Source organism: Proteus sp. FME41 (assembly GCF_014897315.1).
In the GTDB taxonomy this organism is placed as follows: domain Bacteria; phylum Pseudomonadota; class Gammaproteobacteria; order Enterobacterales; family Enterobacteriaceae; genus Proteus.
Map to the genome: position 1 here is coordinate 129,161 of NZ_JABUYL010000011.1, position 17,143 is coordinate 146,303.

13 protein-coding genes and 1 tRNA gene are annotated in these 17,143 nt (G+C 38.9%); 13 read left to right on the forward strand and 1 reads right to left on the reverse strand.

All coding sequences use genetic code 11. The annotated features are described in order from the left end of the window. Positions 1-38: 38 nt before the first annotated feature. The gene (pepD, locus tag INT04_RS11880) at positions 39-1,496 is read right to left on the reverse strand and encodes a beta-Ala-His dipeptidase (protein ID WP_193016339.1); all 1,458 of its coding nucleotides are present in this window, start codon (positions 1,494-1,496) and stop codon (positions 39-41) included. Positions 1,497-1,849: 353 nt separating this feature from the next. On the opposite strand from pepD, the gene gpt reads away from it, so the two are divergent. From gpt to INT04_RS11945, 13 genes are all read left to right on the forward strand, one after another. After that, positions 1,850-2,311, forward strand: a complete 462-nt coding sequence (gene gpt / locus INT04_RS11885; RefSeq protein WP_193016340.1) for a xanthine phosphoribosyltransferase — start codon at positions 1,850-1,852, stop codon at positions 2,309-2,311. Positions 2,312-2,546: 235 nt separating this feature from the next. After that, the gene (gene frsA, locus INT04_RS11890; protein WP_193016341.1) at positions 2,547-3,797 is read left to right on the forward strand and encodes an esterase FrsA; all 1,251 of its coding nucleotides are present in this window, start codon (positions 2,547-2,549) and stop codon (positions 3,795-3,797) included. Positions 3,798-3,868: 71 nt separating this feature from the next. Beyond that, positions 3,869-4,270, forward strand: a complete 402-nt coding sequence (crl, locus tag INT04_RS11895) for a sigma factor-binding protein Crl (protein ID WP_193016342.1) — start codon at positions 3,869-3,871, stop codon at positions 4,268-4,270. Positions 4,271-4,384: 114 nt separating this feature from the next. Next, complete coding sequence (proB, locus tag INT04_RS11900) at positions 4,385-5,488, forward strand: glutamate 5-kinase (RefSeq protein WP_193016343.1); 1,104 nt, start codon at positions 4,385-4,387, stop codon at positions 5,486-5,488. An 11-nt stretch (positions 5,489-5,499) separates the two neighbouring features. Further along, positions 5,500-6,753, forward strand: a complete 1,254-nt coding sequence (gene proA, locus INT04_RS11905) for a glutamate-5-semialdehyde dehydrogenase (protein ID WP_193016344.1) — start codon at positions 5,500-5,502, stop codon at positions 6,751-6,753. Between the two features lie 145 nt (positions 6,754-6,898). Beyond that, positions 6,899-7,411, forward strand: a complete 513-nt coding sequence (aroL, locus tag INT04_RS11910; RefSeq protein ID WP_193016345.1) for a shikimate kinase AroL — start codon at positions 6,899-6,901, stop codon at positions 7,409-7,411. 103 nt (positions 7,412-7,514) lie between these two features. After that, positions 7,515-9,674, forward strand: a complete 2,160-nt coding sequence (gene aas / locus INT04_RS11915; RefSeq protein ID WP_193016346.1) for a bifunctional acyl-ACP--phospholipid O-acyltransferase/long-chain-fatty-acid--ACP ligase — start codon at positions 7,515-7,517, stop codon at positions 9,672-9,674. Further along, the gene (gene lplT, locus INT04_RS11920) at positions 9,674-10,873 is read left to right on the forward strand and encodes a lysophospholipid transporter LplT (protein WP_193016347.1); all 1,200 of its coding nucleotides are present in this window, start codon (positions 9,674-9,676) and stop codon (positions 10,871-10,873) included. The genes aas and lplT overlap by 1 nt, the downstream gene beginning before the upstream one ends. 36 nt (positions 10,874-10,909) lie before the next feature. After that, on the forward strand, positions 10,910-11,416 hold the full coding sequence (gene pncC / locus INT04_RS11925; RefSeq protein WP_193016348.1) for a nicotinamide-nucleotide amidase: 507 nt from the start codon (positions 10,910-10,912) through the stop codon (positions 11,414-11,416). Between the two features lie 107 nt (positions 11,417-11,523). Continuing rightward, positions 11,524-12,591, forward strand: a complete 1,068-nt coding sequence (gene recA, locus INT04_RS11930; protein WP_193016349.1) for a recombinase RecA — start codon at positions 11,524-11,526, stop codon at positions 12,589-12,591. An 894-nt stretch (positions 12,592-13,485) separates the two neighbouring features. Beyond that, on the forward strand, positions 13,486-16,113 hold the full coding sequence (alaS, locus tag INT04_RS11935; protein WP_193016350.1) for an alanine--tRNA ligase: 2,628 nt from the start codon (positions 13,486-13,488) through the stop codon (positions 16,111-16,113). 221 nt (positions 16,114-16,334) lie between these two features. Then, positions 16,335-16,523, forward strand: coding sequence for a carbon storage regulator CsrA (gene csrA, locus INT04_RS11940; protein ID WP_004244778.1), 189 nt, complete (start codon positions 16,335-16,337; stop codon positions 16,521-16,523). A 464-nt stretch (positions 16,524-16,987) separates the two neighbouring features. Further along, positions 16,988-17,080, forward strand: a tRNA-Ser gene (locus INT04_RS11945). The last annotated feature ends 63 nt before the right edge of the window (positions 17,081-17,143 follow it).

Here is a 17,143-nt window from a genome sequence, read left to right on the forward strand (position 1 = left end):
CCAATAAAGCGGGTTTCATTATGATTTTTTAAGTGTACTTATTTAGCTGGGATTGCTTTTAAAATCGCAGTTAATAACTGCCAGTATTGGCCGACACTTTTAACATGAACACGTTCATCTGGTGAGTGTGCACCACGAATAGTTGGTCCAATAGAGACCATATCCATTTCAGGATAAGGTTTTTTGAATAGACCACACTCAAGGCCAGCGTGAATAACCATGATATTTGGCACTTTATCAAACAGTTGTTGATAAGTGTCACGAACTAAATGCATAACAGGAGAGTCTGCATCTGGTTTCCAACCTGGATAACCACCTTTGGTTTCGATATCTGCTTTAGCCAGTTTCGCTAATGCTGTTAGCATGCTAACAACATAAGTTTTTCCACTATCAATTAGAGAACGAATTAGGCACAGGATTTCGACTTTATCATCAATAATGCTAACAACACCGACGTTTAATGATGTTTCAACAACACCTTCAACATCATCACTCATACGAATAACACCATTTGGCATCGCGTTAAGTAGGTTGATTAAGCGTTCTTGGCAATCTGCGGTGAACGCTTTTTTGTCAGTTGTTGTATCTGTTAATTCAATGTTTAGATTTTTTTCAGCAATCGCTAATTCAGTTTTTAGCAACGCTTCAAATTTTGCTTTTACGGTATCTAGTTGGCTTGCTTTATCCGCAGGGATTGCAAAAATAATGTTTGCTTCACGAGGGATCGCGTTACGTAATGTACCACCGTGAAAATCAATTAATTTTAGTGATAACTCTTCAGCATGATTTGCTAAAAAGCGAGCCAATAATTTGTTTGCGTTACCTAAGCCTAAATGGATATCACCACCAGAGTGACCGCCATTTAATCCTTTAAGAACCAGTTGTTTAACAACATGACCTGCTGGGATGGCATCATAAGAGAGGCTGACAGTGGTTTTAACATCAATACCTCCCGCACAACCCATGTAGATCTCACCTTCTTCTTCAGAGTCTGTATTGATAAGAATATCAGCTTGTAACCAACCCGGTTGTAAACCAAAAGCGCCATCCATGCCAGTTTCTTCCGTCATGGTTAATAGCACTTCTAATGGGCCGTGTTTTACGGTGTCATCAGCTAAAACTGCTAATGCAGACGCCATACCCACACCATTATCAGCACCTAATGTTGTACCTTTCGCTTTGATCCATTCACCGTCAACATAAGGTTGAATAGGATCTTTAGTGAAGTCGTGAACCGTATCATTGTTTTTTTGTGGCACCATATCTAAGTGTGCTTGTAAAACAACAGTTTTACGATCTTCCATACCTTTAGTTGCTGGCTTGCGAATTAAAATATTGCCAACAGCATCGCGCTCGGCAAAAAGACCTTTCTCACTTGCCCATGAGAGAATATGGGAAGCTAAGGCTTCTTCATGATGTGATGGATGTGGAATCGAACAAATTTTTGCAAAAATATCCCATAGTGGTTGTGGGGATAGAGTAGATAGTTCAGACACGGTGGATCTCCTCTAACAGCATCTGTGTTATTAATAGCCTACCGCTTTTTTAAGGGTTAGCTTTATTATTCTGAGCGTTATACGCCAATATAATTGAGAATATCACTTTCTTCTGTTGAATGCGCCATTCTATTCACATCGTTATCTAAGAAATTAGATCTCTATTTGCATTCATTTTTTATATGGTTCATTTTTTAATCATAAAAAGGCAATACAGAAAAAAATGAGGATAATCTCACCTGTTTGCACGTTTTCTCTGGTTTTTAGGCGCTCAAATCACTATAATCTCGCGCAACCTTTTTTTCCGCAAAAAAAAGCTTCTCTTGCATTCAAGTAGCTAGGATCACAATATTATGAGCGAAAAATATGTTGTAACGTGGGATATGTTGCAAATACATGCCCGTCAATTGGCGCAACGTTTACTACCAGTCGAACAATGGACAGGCATTATTGCTGTCAGCCGTGGGGGATTAGTTCCTGCTGCACTCCTTGCTCGTGAATTAGGTATCCGTCATGTGGATACAGTCTGCATTTCTAGCTATGATCATGATCATCAGCGTGACCTCAAAATCTTAAAAAAAGCAGAAGGTGATGGTGAAGGCTTTATCATTGTTGATGATTTAGTGGATACCGGTGGTACGGCAAAAGTTATTCGTGATATGTATCCAAAAGCCCATTTTGTTACTATCTTTGCAAAACCGGAAGGGCGCCCATTAGTGGATGATTTTGTGGTTGATATTCCACAAAACACATGGATTGAACAGCCTTGGGATATGGGGGTTGCCTTTGTTCCACCTGTTTGCGATCAAAAATAGTATCTGTTTAGCGGTTCACATTGAGATCCTCGCTCTGGCGGGGATTTTTACTTTAGCAAGATCCGCCGTAAACCCTCGCTCAATGCGGGTGGGGATATAAGGTCTTCTCTCTCTTTTACATTGTGTCTTCGTGCGATCACCTGTTGTGACACACTCTGTTCCTATTGATTTCGTGCTATGATAAAGCCAGACTTTTAAGCCCCTTTATACGATATCAACTGATTTGAAGAGTGATATGGCAAATAATACAAACCTTTCTGAAACTTTATTTAAGCCACGAGCAAGGCACGCTGAAACCTCGACGCTAATTCAGTACACACACCCAAAATCGAATATTAATACCTATACTGTGCTAAATGGCACAAGCCAGCAAAATTGGTATCGTACTATTCAGCGATTACTTTGGATTTGGCGAGGTATTTCTCCTATTGAGATAGAAGAAGTGTTAAGCCGAATAGCTGTGCAGGATGCTCCCCGCAGCGATGATAAATTTATTGATACCGTTGTGGGATACCGTAAAGGCGGTTGGTCATATGAATGGTCACATCAAGCCATGATCTGGCAACAAAAGGCATTGCGTAAAGAGTCAGGAGATGCAGCTGCTGATTGTTGGTTACGTGCTGCACATCTGTATAGTATTGCCGCATATCCTTTTATTAATGGTGATTTTTTAGCAGATCAAGCCGTTACGTTGTCAATGAAAGCATTTGAGAATGCGACAAAATTTTCATCTTTTGAAGTGAAAAAACTCACGTTTAAATTAGAAGGGAAAGGAACTACAACGGGTTTTCTACACTTGCCAAAAGATTGCCGAGGCCCTTATCCTACCGTGTTATTTTGTGGTGGATTAGATGGTTTACAAAGCGATTATGTTAGTTTCTTTAGAGATTATTTATCGCCTAAAGGTATTGCTATGTTGACGCTTGATATGCCTTCAATTGGTTACTCGGTAAAACAGAAACTGACAGAAGATACGTGCCAACTGCAAGGTGAGATTTTAAAACAACTTTCTGAAGTACCTTGGGTTGATCATACGCGTGTTGGTGTTATGGGCTTTCGTTTTGGTGGCAATATTGCGGTACGTTTAGCGTATATCTATCCCAAATTAATCAAAGGTGTAGTTGCCTTGGGGCCATTAATTCATACTTTCTTTACTCAACCTGAGTTACAGAAAAAAATTCCTGTCATGTATCTTGATGTATTAGCGAGTCGATTAGGATTATGGAATATTGATGAAAATAATCTTCGATTATCATTAAGCAGTTATTCATTGAAAAACCAAGGTTTGATTGGCCGACGAATTCCTGTTCCTATGATGGGGGTTTATTGGAAAGGTGATGAAATGAGCCCTAAAGAAGATTCACAATTAATTGCCCGTTCTTCTATGGATGGCGATATTCTTGCTATTAATGAAAAACCTCTTTATGAAGGGTTAGAGCTTGCGCTACAAAAAAGTGCAGATTGGATCTATGATAAATTAATATAATTAATTTTGAACAATAACTTGCTAATTATAATTGATTATATAACAGTAGGGTTTCTAAGGAGACTGAATTTATGACTTCATCTTTGTACCCTACCCGAGGTAAGTTATTAAAGCGTTTTGCTCAAATCGGCCCCTACATCCGAGAGCAACAATGCCAAGAGAGCCAGTTCTTTTTTGACTGTTTAGCCGTTTGTGTCAATAAAAAAGTCGTGCCAGAAAAACGTGAGTTTTGGGGCTGGTGGATGAATTTGGAACGCGACAATGGACAGCTCATTTATTCTTATCAAATTGGGTTATTTGATAAGAATGGTGATTGGATCCAGCAGAATTTAAGTAAAAATGATGTTATTGAACCAATCAATGAAACACTTATTCGTTTTCATGCATTTCTTCAAACGGCCGCGAGTGAATTAAACATGACACTTATTCCAGACGAAAAAATGAACAAATTTCCTCTCCCCATTCAGCCCTAATTTTGTGTTAGGGCAACTTTTCATAGATTTTGCGTTATGTCGGTTGGCATAACGCGCCTCTCCTGATAAAACTGTGTATTATCTTTTAAATAATCAACAAGAATGGTAAATGTTATGAGTAGCAGCCAAACACTGGTTGTTAAATTAGGGACAAGTGTACTTACTGGTGGTTCACGACGTCTGGATCAGTCTCATATTGTTGAGCTGGTTCGCCAATGTGCTAAACAACATGAAAAAGGTCACCGGATTATTATCGTTACGTCTGGTGCAATTGCAGCAGGCCGAGAGTATTTGAATTATCCTGATTTACCCGCAACAATTGCTTCTAAGCAGTTGCTTGCTGCAGTAGGTCAAAGTGCATTAATTCAAGTATGGAAACAGCTATTTGCTATCTATGGTATTCATATCGGTCAAATGCTGTTAACGCGCGCGGATATTGAAGATAGAGAACGTTTTTTAAATGCACGTGATACATTACATGCATTATTAGATAACCATATTATCCCTGTTATTAACGAAAATGATGCTGTTGCTACCGCAGAAATTAAAGTGGGTGATAATGATAACCTTTCAGCCCTAGCAGCCATTTTAGGAAGCGCAGATAAGCTATTATTACTGACGGATATCGAAGGGCTTTATACTGCCGATCCTCGCAGCAATCCTGATGCTAAACTTATTCCTGAAGTATTTGATATTAATGATGAATTACGCGAAATGGCGGGTGATAGTGTATCGGGTTTAGGTACGGGTGGTATGGCAACAAAATTGCAAGCCGCAAGTGTTGCTGGGCGTGCAGGAATTGATGTCGTGATTGCCGCAGGTATACAACCGGAAGTGATCGCTAAAGTTATCGAAAATGAACCTGTTGGAACTCTATTTCATGGCTTACAAAGCCCATTAGAAGCACGTAAAAGATGGATTTTTGGTGCACCAATCGCAGGCGTAATTGTGGTTGATGAAGGGGCAGAGAAAGCGATTAAAGAAAAAGGAAGTTCTCTTTTACCTAAAGGCATCAGAGAAATCAAAGGTGATTTTTCTCGTGGGTGTGTGATTAGAATTCAAAGCCTATTGGGGAAAGATCTAGCTCATGGCGTTGCACATTATAATAGTGATGCACTGCGTTTAATTGCTGGGCACCATTCACAAGAAATTAGTCAAATTTTAGGTTACGAGTATGGCAGTGTGGCTGTACATCGTGACGATATGATTGTTAGCTAAGGAGCCTTCTGATGTTAGAAAAAATGGGTAAATCAGCAAGAGAGGCATCTTGGCATTTAGCTCAATTATCAACAGAGCAAAAAAACCAGGCATTACTGGTCATTGCTGATTTGTTAGAGGAACAAGAAGTGTCAATTCTTGCCGCTAATGAAAAAGATATGTATGCGGCACGCGAAGCCAATATTAATGCCGCTATGCTTGATCGTTTATTACTGACTTCTGCACGTTTAAAAGCGATTGCGGATGACGTACGACAAGTGTGTCGCTTAGAAGATCCCGTGGGGAAAATTATTGATGGGCGTATATTAGACAGTGGTTTGCGCTTAGAGCGTCGCCGTGTGCCATTAGGTGTTGTGGGCGTTATTTATGAGGCTCGTCCTAATGTAACGATCGATGTTGCTTCTTTATGCTTAAAAACGGGTAATGCAGCTATTCTTCGTGGTGGGAAAGAGACTCACCATACTAACCAAGCGGTTGTTGCTGTTATTCAAAAAGCGTTAGAAAAATGTAATATCCCTGCGAGTGCCATTCAGGCAATTGAACAACCTGATCGCGAGTTAGTCGCTCAAATGCTAAAGATGGATGAGTATATTGATATGCTTATTCCTCGTGGTGGTGCGGGATTACATAAACTTTGTCGTGAACAATCGACTATTCCAGTTATCACTGGTGGTATTGGTGTTTGCCATACATTTGTTGATGAAAGTGCCGATTTAGAAAAAGCATTAACTGTTATTGTGAATGCAAAAGTTCAGCGTCCAAGTGCTTGTAATTCTTTAGAAACACTTTTAGTCCATGAAAGCATTGCAGATGTATTTTTACCACAGCTAAGTAATGCTATGGCAGCTCAACAGGTCATTTTACACTCAAGTGAGAAAGCTTTTGCTGGCCTGAAAAAAGGTGGGGCAACAGTCGTTGATGTAAAAGATGCAGATTATTGTGATGAATGGTTATCACTTGATTTAAACGTAGAAGTGGTGAGTGATTTAACGGAGGCAATTCGTCATATTCGTCGTTATGGTACTGCCCATTCAGACGCGATTTTAACGCAATGTATTGCTAATGCTGATCGCTTTGTTCGTCAAGTAGATTCTGCGGCGGTGTATGTCAATGCGAGTACACGTTTTACGGATGGCGGGCAATTTGGCTTAGGTGCTGAAGTTGCAGTCAGTACACAGAAATTACATGCCAGAGGCCCTATGGGACTAGATGCCCTAACAACCTATAAATGGATAGGCTATGGCGATAATACATTACGTCGTTGATTGCTAGAATTATTAAATAAGCCATACTTTTTTTAAGTGTGGCTTTATTTTTTTGTTACATCAGGTATGATGTTTTACACTTTACAGTATGTAAATTATTTATTACACCCTTTTAAGGGGACACACTATGGAGATAGTGCATTTTATGGAAAGTACAATTTACCTTATCGGACCTCGAGGCGCAGGAAAAACAACAGTAGGTAAAGCACTTTCTCTCTCTTTAGACTATAAATTTATTGATACGGATTATTGGATAACACAAAAATATCAACAAACTATATCTTCTATGGTCGAAGAAAAAGGCTGGGATTTCTTTCGTCAAATTGAATCTGAAGCACTTGTTCAAGTAAGCCAACCTAACCAAGTTATTTCAACAGGCGGAGGAATGATTTTAGCAGATAAAAATCGTGCTTATATGAAATCTTCGGGTGTTACGGTTTATTTACAATCATCGGTTGAAACTTTAGTTAAACGCTTATCCCAAGATCCTAATGAAGCACAAAGACCAAGCTTGACGGGTAAAACTTTAGTGTTAGAAATGCAGGATGTTTTGACTGAACGGGAACCTTTATATTTGCAATGTGCAGATATTATTGTTGATGCTGGATTATCTATAAATGAAATTATTGCGGTAATTCTCGCAAAACTCGCCAAATAATTAGGAAGTCGTCCGATATAAAGGGCAAAACAGAGGACATCTATTTTATTTTTATCATATCCTATTTATAGTAAGGCTAATTATAGCAAAATGAGATATGGATATGATGTTGATAGCGTTTTTTAAAACACTATTTAAATTCTTATTTAGAATAAGAATTGAAGGACTTGTTAATCAGTTTTCGCAATATGACAAATGCATAATTACACCAAATCATACTTCTTTTATTGATGGTATATTATTACGTTTGTTCCTGCCTATTAATCCAGTATTTGCTGTTTATACCTCTGTTGCTTCTTCAAAAACGACAAGATGGTTAGGCCGTTATGCCGATATTGTGCCTCTAGATCCAGCGAATCCAATGGCTGTACGTCAATTAGTTAAAGAAGTGGATAAAGGGCGTCCCGTTGTCATTTTTCCTGAAGGGCGGATTACGGTCACAAATGGATTGATGAAAATTTATGAAGGTGCAGCCTTTATTGCGGCAAAATCAGGTGCCAAGGTTGTTCCTGTTAGAATTGAAGGTGCTGAATTTAGCTATTTTTCTCGGGTACGTAAAAGCTTACGAGTAAAAGCCCAATTCTTTCCTCGAATTACAATTAAAGTACTTCCTGCAGTTGATTTACCGATGCCTAAAGCTGAAAAATCTTCTGAGCGACGCCGACTAGCGGGTGAAGCAATGCGTGATATCATGATGAATGCCATCATGGAGACACGCTCGAATATCACACTGTATGAAGCATTCTTACAAGCAATGTCTCAGTATGGTCGATTTAGCCCGTTAATTTCAGATATCAATTTAAAAGAAGATTCTTATCAAGGATTACTGAAAAAAACGTTAGGGATGAGCCGACTGATTGAACGTTATACACAGCCTGGCGAGCGTATTGGTTTACTACTCCCAAATACAACAGTGACAGCTGCAGCGCTATTAGGTGCTACTATGCGTCAACGAGTTGTGGCAATGCTAAACTATACTGCGGGTAGTTTAGGTGTGCAAAATGCAATGAAGGCGGCATCAATCAAAACCATTTTCACGTCACGCCAATTTTTGGAGAAAGGGAATTTATTACATATTCCTGAACAAACACCAGAAGCTAATTGGATTTATCTTGAGGATCTCAAAGAGAGTGTCACCAGCGAAGATAAGCGCTGGATCTTCAAACACCTTATTGCGCCACATAAAGCGATGTTACCGCAAAAAGCGAGTGATGCCGCTGTTATTCTATTTACCTCTGGTTCTGAGGGGACACCTAAAGGTGTTGTTCATAGCCACTCCAGCCTTCTGGCTAACGTAGACCAAATTCGGGCTATTGCTGACTTTTCACCTAAAGATAAATTTATGTCAGCATTACCGTTATTCCATGCTTTTGGTCTTACGGCTTGTCTATTAACCCCAATTTGCTTGGGGGCGCGTGTTTTTCTTTATCCAAGCCCATTACACTATCGTGTTGTGCCTGAATTGGTGTATGACCAAAACTGTACCGTATTATTTGGTACATCAACCTTTTTAGGGAACTACGGAAAATTTGCTCATCCTTATGATTTTGCCAGAGTGAGATATGTGGTTGCTGGTGCTGAAAAGCTCTCGGAATCAACCCGTATTTTATGGCAAGAAAAGTTCGGTATTCGTATTTTAGAAGGCTATGGAGTAACAGAATGTGCTCCTGTCGTTTCGATCAACGTTCCTATGAGCGCAAAAACACACACTGTTGGACGCTTATTACCGGGTATGGAAAGCCGTCTTATTCCAATGAACGGTATTGCTGAAGGTGGACGGTTACAATTACGTGGGCCTAATGTCATGATGGGGTATTTACGTGTTGAATCCCCCGAAAAACTAGAAATACCAGTAGCAACGAATGCGGAAGGTATTGATGAAGAAGGGTGGTATGACACGGGTGATATCGTTGCTATCGACAGTGAAGGTTTTTGTACTATTAAAGGGCGAGTGAAGCGTTTTGCAAAAATTGCAGGTGAAATGGTTTCTCTTGAAGGTGTGGAGCAACTAGCACGTAAAGCGTCTACGGGAGAGCACGCGGTTGTGACAATCAGTGATAAGCGTAGAGGTGAGTCACTGGTACTGTTCACAACAGATAAGCAATTAGAACGTAGTACGTTATCAACGTTGGCTAAAGCGGAAGGCGTTGCTGAAATAGCCGTACCGAAGGATATTCGTTTTATCAAAGAAATTCCTGTTTTAGGAAGTGGGAAAACGGATTTTGTCTCATTGAAAAAACGAGCTGAACAGGAAAATAACTAATGTCAGAGAATATTAGCCAGCCTCCTCTGATGAGCAGAGGAATGAAAGCAGTCTTGTTATCACAATTTCTTTCCGCTTTTGCAGATAATGCATTGCTTTTCGCCATCTTAGCCCAATTTAAATCGGCTCTTTATCCTGAATGGAGCCAACCTGTTTTACAAATGGTCTTCGTGCTGGCTTTTATTCTCTTAGCACCTTTTGTGGGGCAAGTTGCTGATCGTAACCCGAAGGGACGGGTCATGCTCAGTGGTAATATCTTAAAGTTTGTCGGCGCAGTTCTTATTTGTATTGGTTCTGATCCTTTTTTAGGTTATGCCCTAGTCGGTATTGGTGCTGCTGTTTATTCGCCTGCCAAATATGGTATTTTGGGTGAATTAACAGATGGCGATCGTTTAGTTAAGGCGAATGGTTTAATGGAAGCATCAACCATTGCCGCTATTTTGCTAGGCTCTGTAATTGGTGGTTTGCTTTCTGATTGGAGCATCATTTTTGCGTTAGGTGTTTGTGCAGCAATGTACGCTCTCGCTGTGTTTGTTAACTTTGGTATACCTAAATTATCCGTCGCACAAATTGGGCGTGGGTGGAATATCAAAAAAATATTTGCTCAATTTATTAAGGCAACACGTACCTTATGGAGTGATAAAGAGAGTCGTTTTTCTTTAGTCGGAACAAGTATGTTTTGGGGGGCAGGGGTGACGTTGCGCTTTTTACTTGTTCAGTGGGTACCTATTGCATTAGGAATGACTGATAACACTACACCAACGATATTAAATGCGATGGTGGCTATAGGTATTGTTGTAGGGGCTGGATTAGCGGCTAAGTTTGTAACACTGAAAACAGTACGTCGTTGTATGCCAGCAGGTGTGTTGATTGGTCTTGGTGTTGTTTATTTTTCGTTGCAAACCTCAATTATTCCATCCTATTTAATTCTAATTATTATTGGTATTTTTGGTGGTTTCTTTGTGGTGCCATTGAATGCGCTATTACAAGACAAAGGAAAGCGCAGTGTGGGAGCGGGTAATGCCATCGCCGTACAAAATTTAGGTGAAAATACGGCAATGTTATTAATGCTAGGCCTATTCTCACTGGTCACCAGTATTGGTGTTTCTGTTATCGCTATTGGAATTGGTTTTGGTGTTATTTTTGCACTGGCAATTGGTGGGCTATGGCTATGGGATCGCACCAGAAAGAAATCTTAAAAAACGACATTTAGAATAGAGGTTAAATGAGCCTTAATGATAAATTACGATGAAATGACCCGTCTTAGTATTGAGATGGGTAATGCATTGATTAAAAAAGGGTGCACGATAACAACTGCAGAATCTTGTACTGGCGGATGGATTGCAAAAATTATCACAGATATTGCAGGAAGCTCTGATTATTATCACCGAGGCTTTGTCACATACAGTAATGAAGCAAAGCATGAAATGATCGGTGTTGATGAACAAACCTTGGCTAAGTTCGGTGCTGTCAGTGAAGAAGTCGTTCTCCAAATGGCAGAAGGTGCACTTAAAGCAGCTAACGCAGATTTTGCTATCTCGGTGAGTGGTATAGCGGGCCCTGGTGGTGGTAGTGAAGACAAACCTGTTGGTTTAGTGTGGTTTGGCTTTGCTGTTAAAACATCAACAGGAATTCAAGTTACTGCAAAACACAGTATATTTTATGGTACACGAGAGCAAATAAGAGCAGAATCTGTTATTTTTTCTTTAAAATCAATAATTAAAGAAATTATTGATAATTAACTTGATACTGTATGATTATACAGTATAATGAGTTTCAACAAGCAAAATCATACACGTTTTAATGGTAGTGACTCATCCTTATGTTTCACTGCCCTGAGGGAGATAACATGGCTATTGATGAAAACAAACAAAAAGCATTGGCCGCAGCACTTGGTCAAATTGAAAAGCAATTTGGTAAAGGGTCTATCATGCGTTTGGGCGAAGATCGTTCCATGAACGTTGAAACCATCTCTACAGGATCTTTATCATTAGACGTTGCTTTAGGTGCTGGTGGTTTACCACGTGGTCGTATTGTTGAAATCTATGGCCCAGAATCTTCAGGTAAAACAACACTGACATTACAAGTTATCGCTTCAGCACAACGTGAAGGTAAAATCTGTGCGTTTATCGATGCTGAACATGCGTTAGATCCTGTCTATGCTAAAAAATTAGGCGTAGATATCGATAACCTACTGTGCTCCCAGCCTGATACGGGCGAACAAGCCTTAGAAATTTGTGATGCGTTATCTCGTTCTGGTGCTGTTGATGTTATCGTTGTTGACTCCGTTGCTGCTTTAACACCAAAAGCCGAAATCGAAGGTGAAATCGGTGATTCACACGTTGGTCTTGCTGCTCGTATGATGAGTCAAGCAATGCGTAAATTAGCGGGTAATCTGAAAAACTCCAATACATTACTTATTTTCATCAACCAAATCCGTATGAAAATTGGTGTTATGTTTGGTAATCCAGAAACGACAACAGGTGGTAATGCACTTAAATTCTACGCATCAGTTCGTTTAGATATTCGTCGTATCGGGTCTGTCAAAAATGGCGATGAAGTTGTTGGTAGTGAAACTCGTGTTAAAGTCGTAAAAAATAAAATTGCTGCACCATTCAAACAAGCTGAATTCCAAATTATGTATGGCGAAGGTATTAATACTTTCGGTGAACTTATTGATTTAGGTGTTAAACATAAATTGGTAGAAAAAGCAGGTGCGTGGTACAGCTACAATGGTGAAAAAATTGGCCAAGGTAAAGCCAATGCAACGACTTATTTAAAAGAACACCCAGAAATGTACGATGAGTTAAATACTAAATTACGTGAAATGTTATTAAATCATGCTGGTGAATTTACAAGTGCTGCTGATTTCACTAATGATGGTGATGCTGCAGATGCCGAAGATAAAGAAGATTAATCTTTCGGATAATCACTAAATTGACTATGTGTCTAGACTGGTTACCGTTCTTGTAATAAAAAACAACTAGTCAATTAGTGTGATTTAACTCACTTAAAAAAGGAAGCCTTAAAAGGCTTCCTTTTTGTTGTATGTCGTATTATTTATCTAAAACTGAGCTTATCTTAGACTTATTTTGTTTTATTCCTATTATAAATAGCCTTTAACTCTACTTTACTTCATATAACGATATTTTTTACCAGCACTTATTAGTGTGTTGTATTAAATGTTATATAGTGAAATTTTGATGATATATTATAGTATTCAAGTAATATAAATAATTATCATTACAATAATTTGATAGCACCAGATAGTAAATAATTGACTTATAGAGATAAATATCATCAAAATATTTGAAGGTGGTTAAGGTAATATTAAAGAATGTATTTAGAGGTAAGATAGATTTTATACTGAGAAGCACTTTTATTTTAGTAAGTTATCGTGATTTTATTGTTTGCTTTAAGTAATAATCCTTATGCGTTTATTGCTAGATATTATGAGAAAAAAAATTATTCAGGAAAAAGGCATGAGTAGTAAGTAAGTCCATAAAAAATCAGCAATAACAAATACTTTTTAATAATTACAAAATGAAAACACTTTAAATTACTACTATTTTCTAGAAAAATCACGCTTAAATAGAGAAAAGTCCCATTCTCAGATAACAATCCCACTTTCAGAAAAAAACTAGACGATTTACAATGTCAACACGAATAAGTTTATCGGGGGTTTTACTTCTGACAGAAGAAATTCTATCTTATCCCTACTTATGTATTCGTTGGCTAAGTAGAGGTAATAATAAACCTCCTCTAACTAGATTTCTAATTTCTGTTTTTCCAGCTTGATTTCGGGATAATTATGAGCAAAAGCACCGCTGAGATCCGTCAGGCGTTTCTCGACTTTTTTCATACTAAAGGACATCAAATAGTACCTAGCAGTTCTTTGGTTCCAAATAACGATCCAACATTGCTGTTTACAAACGCAGGGATGAACCAATTCAAAGATGTATTTCTTGGATTGGACAATAGACCTTATTCCCGAGCGACAACCGCGCAACGCTGTGTGCGTGCTGGTGGTAAACATAACGATTTAGAAAATGTGGGTTATACCGCTCGTCACCATACCTTCTTTGAAATGCTAGGTAATTTCAGTTTTGGTGACTATTTCAAACATGATGCAATCAATTTTGCTTGGGAATTATTAACTGGCAAAGAATGGTTCAACTTACCTAAAGAGAGACTTTGGGTAACAGTATACGCATCAGATGATGAAGCATACGATATTTGGAATAAAGAAATTGGTATTCCAGCCGAAAGAATAATCCGTATTGGTGATAATAAAGGCGCACCATTTGCATCAGATAACTTCTGGCAGATGGGTGATACAGGTCCTTGTGGACCTTGTACTGAAATATTTTATGATCATGGTGACCATATTTGGGGTGGACCTCCTGGATCACCAGAAGAAGACGGCGATCGCTATATTGAGATCTGGAATATCGTTTTCATGCAATTTAATCGTCAATCAGATGGCACTATGGACCCACTGCCAAAACCATCTGTTGATACAGGAATGGGATTAGAACGTATTACTGCTGTTCTACAGCATGTAAACTCTAACTATGATATTGACTTATTCCGTTCATTAATTGAATCAGTTGCAAAAGTAACCAATGCATCTGATTTAAGTAATAAATCATTACGTGTTATTGCTGATCATATTCGTTCTTGTTCATTCCTGATTTGTGATGGTGTTATTCCTTCTAATGAAGGTCGCGGTTATGTGTTGCGTCGCATCATTCGTCGTGCTGTTCGTCATGGTTATATGCTTGGTGCGAAAGAGACTTTCTTCTATAAATTAGTTGCACCATTAATTAACGTGATGGCAGAAGCGGGTGATGAGTTAAAACGCCAGCAAGTTACTGTTGAAAAAGTATTAAAAACAGAAGAAGAGCAGTTTGCTCGTACATTAGAACGCGGTCTTCAATTGTTAGATGAAGAGCTTGCTCAATTAACAGATGACGTTCTTCCTGGTGAAACAGCTTTCCGCCTTTATGATACTTACGGCTTCCCTCTTGATTTAACCGCTGATGTTTGTCGTGAAAGAAATATCAAAGTTGATGAAAAAGGCTTTGAATTAGCGATGGAAGAGCAACGTAAACGTGCTCGTGAATCCAGTGGCTTTGGTACTGACTATAATAATCTTATCAAAGTTGATAGCCGCAGTGATTTCTCTGGTTATGATCATGATGAACAACAGGGTACGATCACGGCCATTTTCCACAACGGACAATCAGTGACTGAACTAAAAGTGGGTGAAGAAGGAATTATCTTCTTAAATAAAACCGCATTTTATGCAGAATCAGGTGGTCAGGTTGGGGATAAAGGTATTCTTGCGGGTAAAGATAGCCTGTTTGAAGTCACAGATACGCAAAAATACGGTAAAGCTATTGGTCATATTGGTAAAGTTAACGTAGGGTCATTTATTGTTAACCATAAAATCAATGCAGCCATTGATATTGCTCGCCGTGATGCTATTCGCTTAAATCACTCAGCAACTCACTTATTACATGCTGCATTACGCCAAGTATTAGGTACGCATGTAACGCAGAAGGGCTCTTTAGTTAACGATAAATATCTGCGTTTTGACTTCTCTCATTTTGAAGCAGTTAAACCAGAACAATTACGAGAAATTGAAGATATTGTAAATGCGCAAATCCGCCTTAACTCACCTGTTGTAACGGAGTTAATGGATCTGGAAGACGCTAAAGAAAAAGGTGCCATGGCACTTTTTGGTGAAAAATACGATGAACGTGTTCGTGTTTTAACCATGGGCGATTTTTCTACTGAGCTTTGTGGTGGTACTCATGCTTCAAGAACGGGTGATATTGGTTTATTCCGTATTATCAGTGAATCAGGTACTGCTGCCGGTATTCGTCGTATTGAAGCGATTACAGGTATTACAGCAATTGAGAGTGTTCATGAACAATCAGATCTTATCTCTCTTGTTGCACAAGTCCTAAAAAGTGATGGTACAAACTTGGTCGAAAGAATTAAGACGGTCCAAGAAAAATATCGCTTATTAGAAAAAGAACTCCAACAACTAAAAGATCAGCAAGCCGCTCAAGAAAGTTCGTCTTTAGGTAGCCAAGCTAAAAATGTGAAAGGTATCAAACTTTTAGTTCGTGAGCTTAATGGTGTTGAGCCAAAAATGTTAAGAACGATGGTTGATGATTTAAAAAATCAATTGGGTTCAGCAATTATTGTGCTTTCTACTATTTCTGATGGTAAAGTGAGCTTAATTGTTGGGGTCACTAAAGATTTGACTGCTAAAGTTAAAGCTGGTGAGTTAATTAGTTTTGTAGCACAGCAAATTGGTGGTAAAGGCGGCGGTCGCCCTGATATGGCTCAAGCGGGTGGTACTGATATTGATGCTTTACCTACGGCTTTAGCAAGTGTTGACGAGTGGGTTGAATCGCATCTTTAAGCGATGATGACCTGAAAAAAGGCGCTATCTCTGATTTTATAGAGATAACGCCTTATAGAGATATTGATGATCCGTTAAATAATCAGTCACTAAATTTATATTTTGTTATGAAGTATGAGTTACTTGTGATAAATAATGATTATACGAATTGACAATGTATGATGGATAATGGCCGGGAAATTCTAGAGACCCGACTCTTGTAAATTTTCAAGGAGCAAAGAATGCTTATTCTAACTCGTCGAGTTGGTGAAACGCTTATGATAGGCGATGATGTGACCGTAACCGTTTTAGGGGTTAAAGGTAACCAAGTACGTATTGGCGTAAATGCACCCAAAGAAGTATCTGTCCATCGTGAAGAGATCTATCAACGAATTCAGGCCGAGAAAACTCAGCCTACTGATAACTACTAAAGTAATTCCTATTTTTAGTTAGTTACAATTCATTCGTAAGCGTCCACACTTTTGCCGGGTCTGGGCGCTTTTCTCTTTATAAGACTTAATATTCCTTTCTGGTTCCAATCATCGCTCTCCTTGAACTGCATTTATTATTACACTATCCGTTTATTCTGATTGACAGAATTGAAAGTCTTTTTACCTCTAATCATTCGCTTCATAATTATTTGGTTCGTGAATAAATATATTTACTAAAAGAATAAAATACTTGAATGATTTTTCATCAGAGATATCATTACGTTTAGAACTTTTTTGGTCATTCTTGCTGATAAACGCATCAGTTTGTTTGTGAAGTGTTCAAACAAACCTATATTCGTAAAAAGTTGAGAAAAATTGTTTGACTTCTTAGGCTGAGAAAGTAATATGTGCGCCACACAGAGACGAGATGTTCAGTAAGAACTTCTTCGAGTGGTTCTAAATATGGTGAGATGGCCGAGAGGCTGAAGGCGCTCCCCTGCTAAGGGAGTATGCGGTCAAAAGCTGCATCGAGGGTTCGAATCCCTCTCTCACCGCCATTTAGATTGCATCCTTAGCTCAGCTGGATAGAGTACTCGGCTACGAACCGAGCGGTCAGAGGT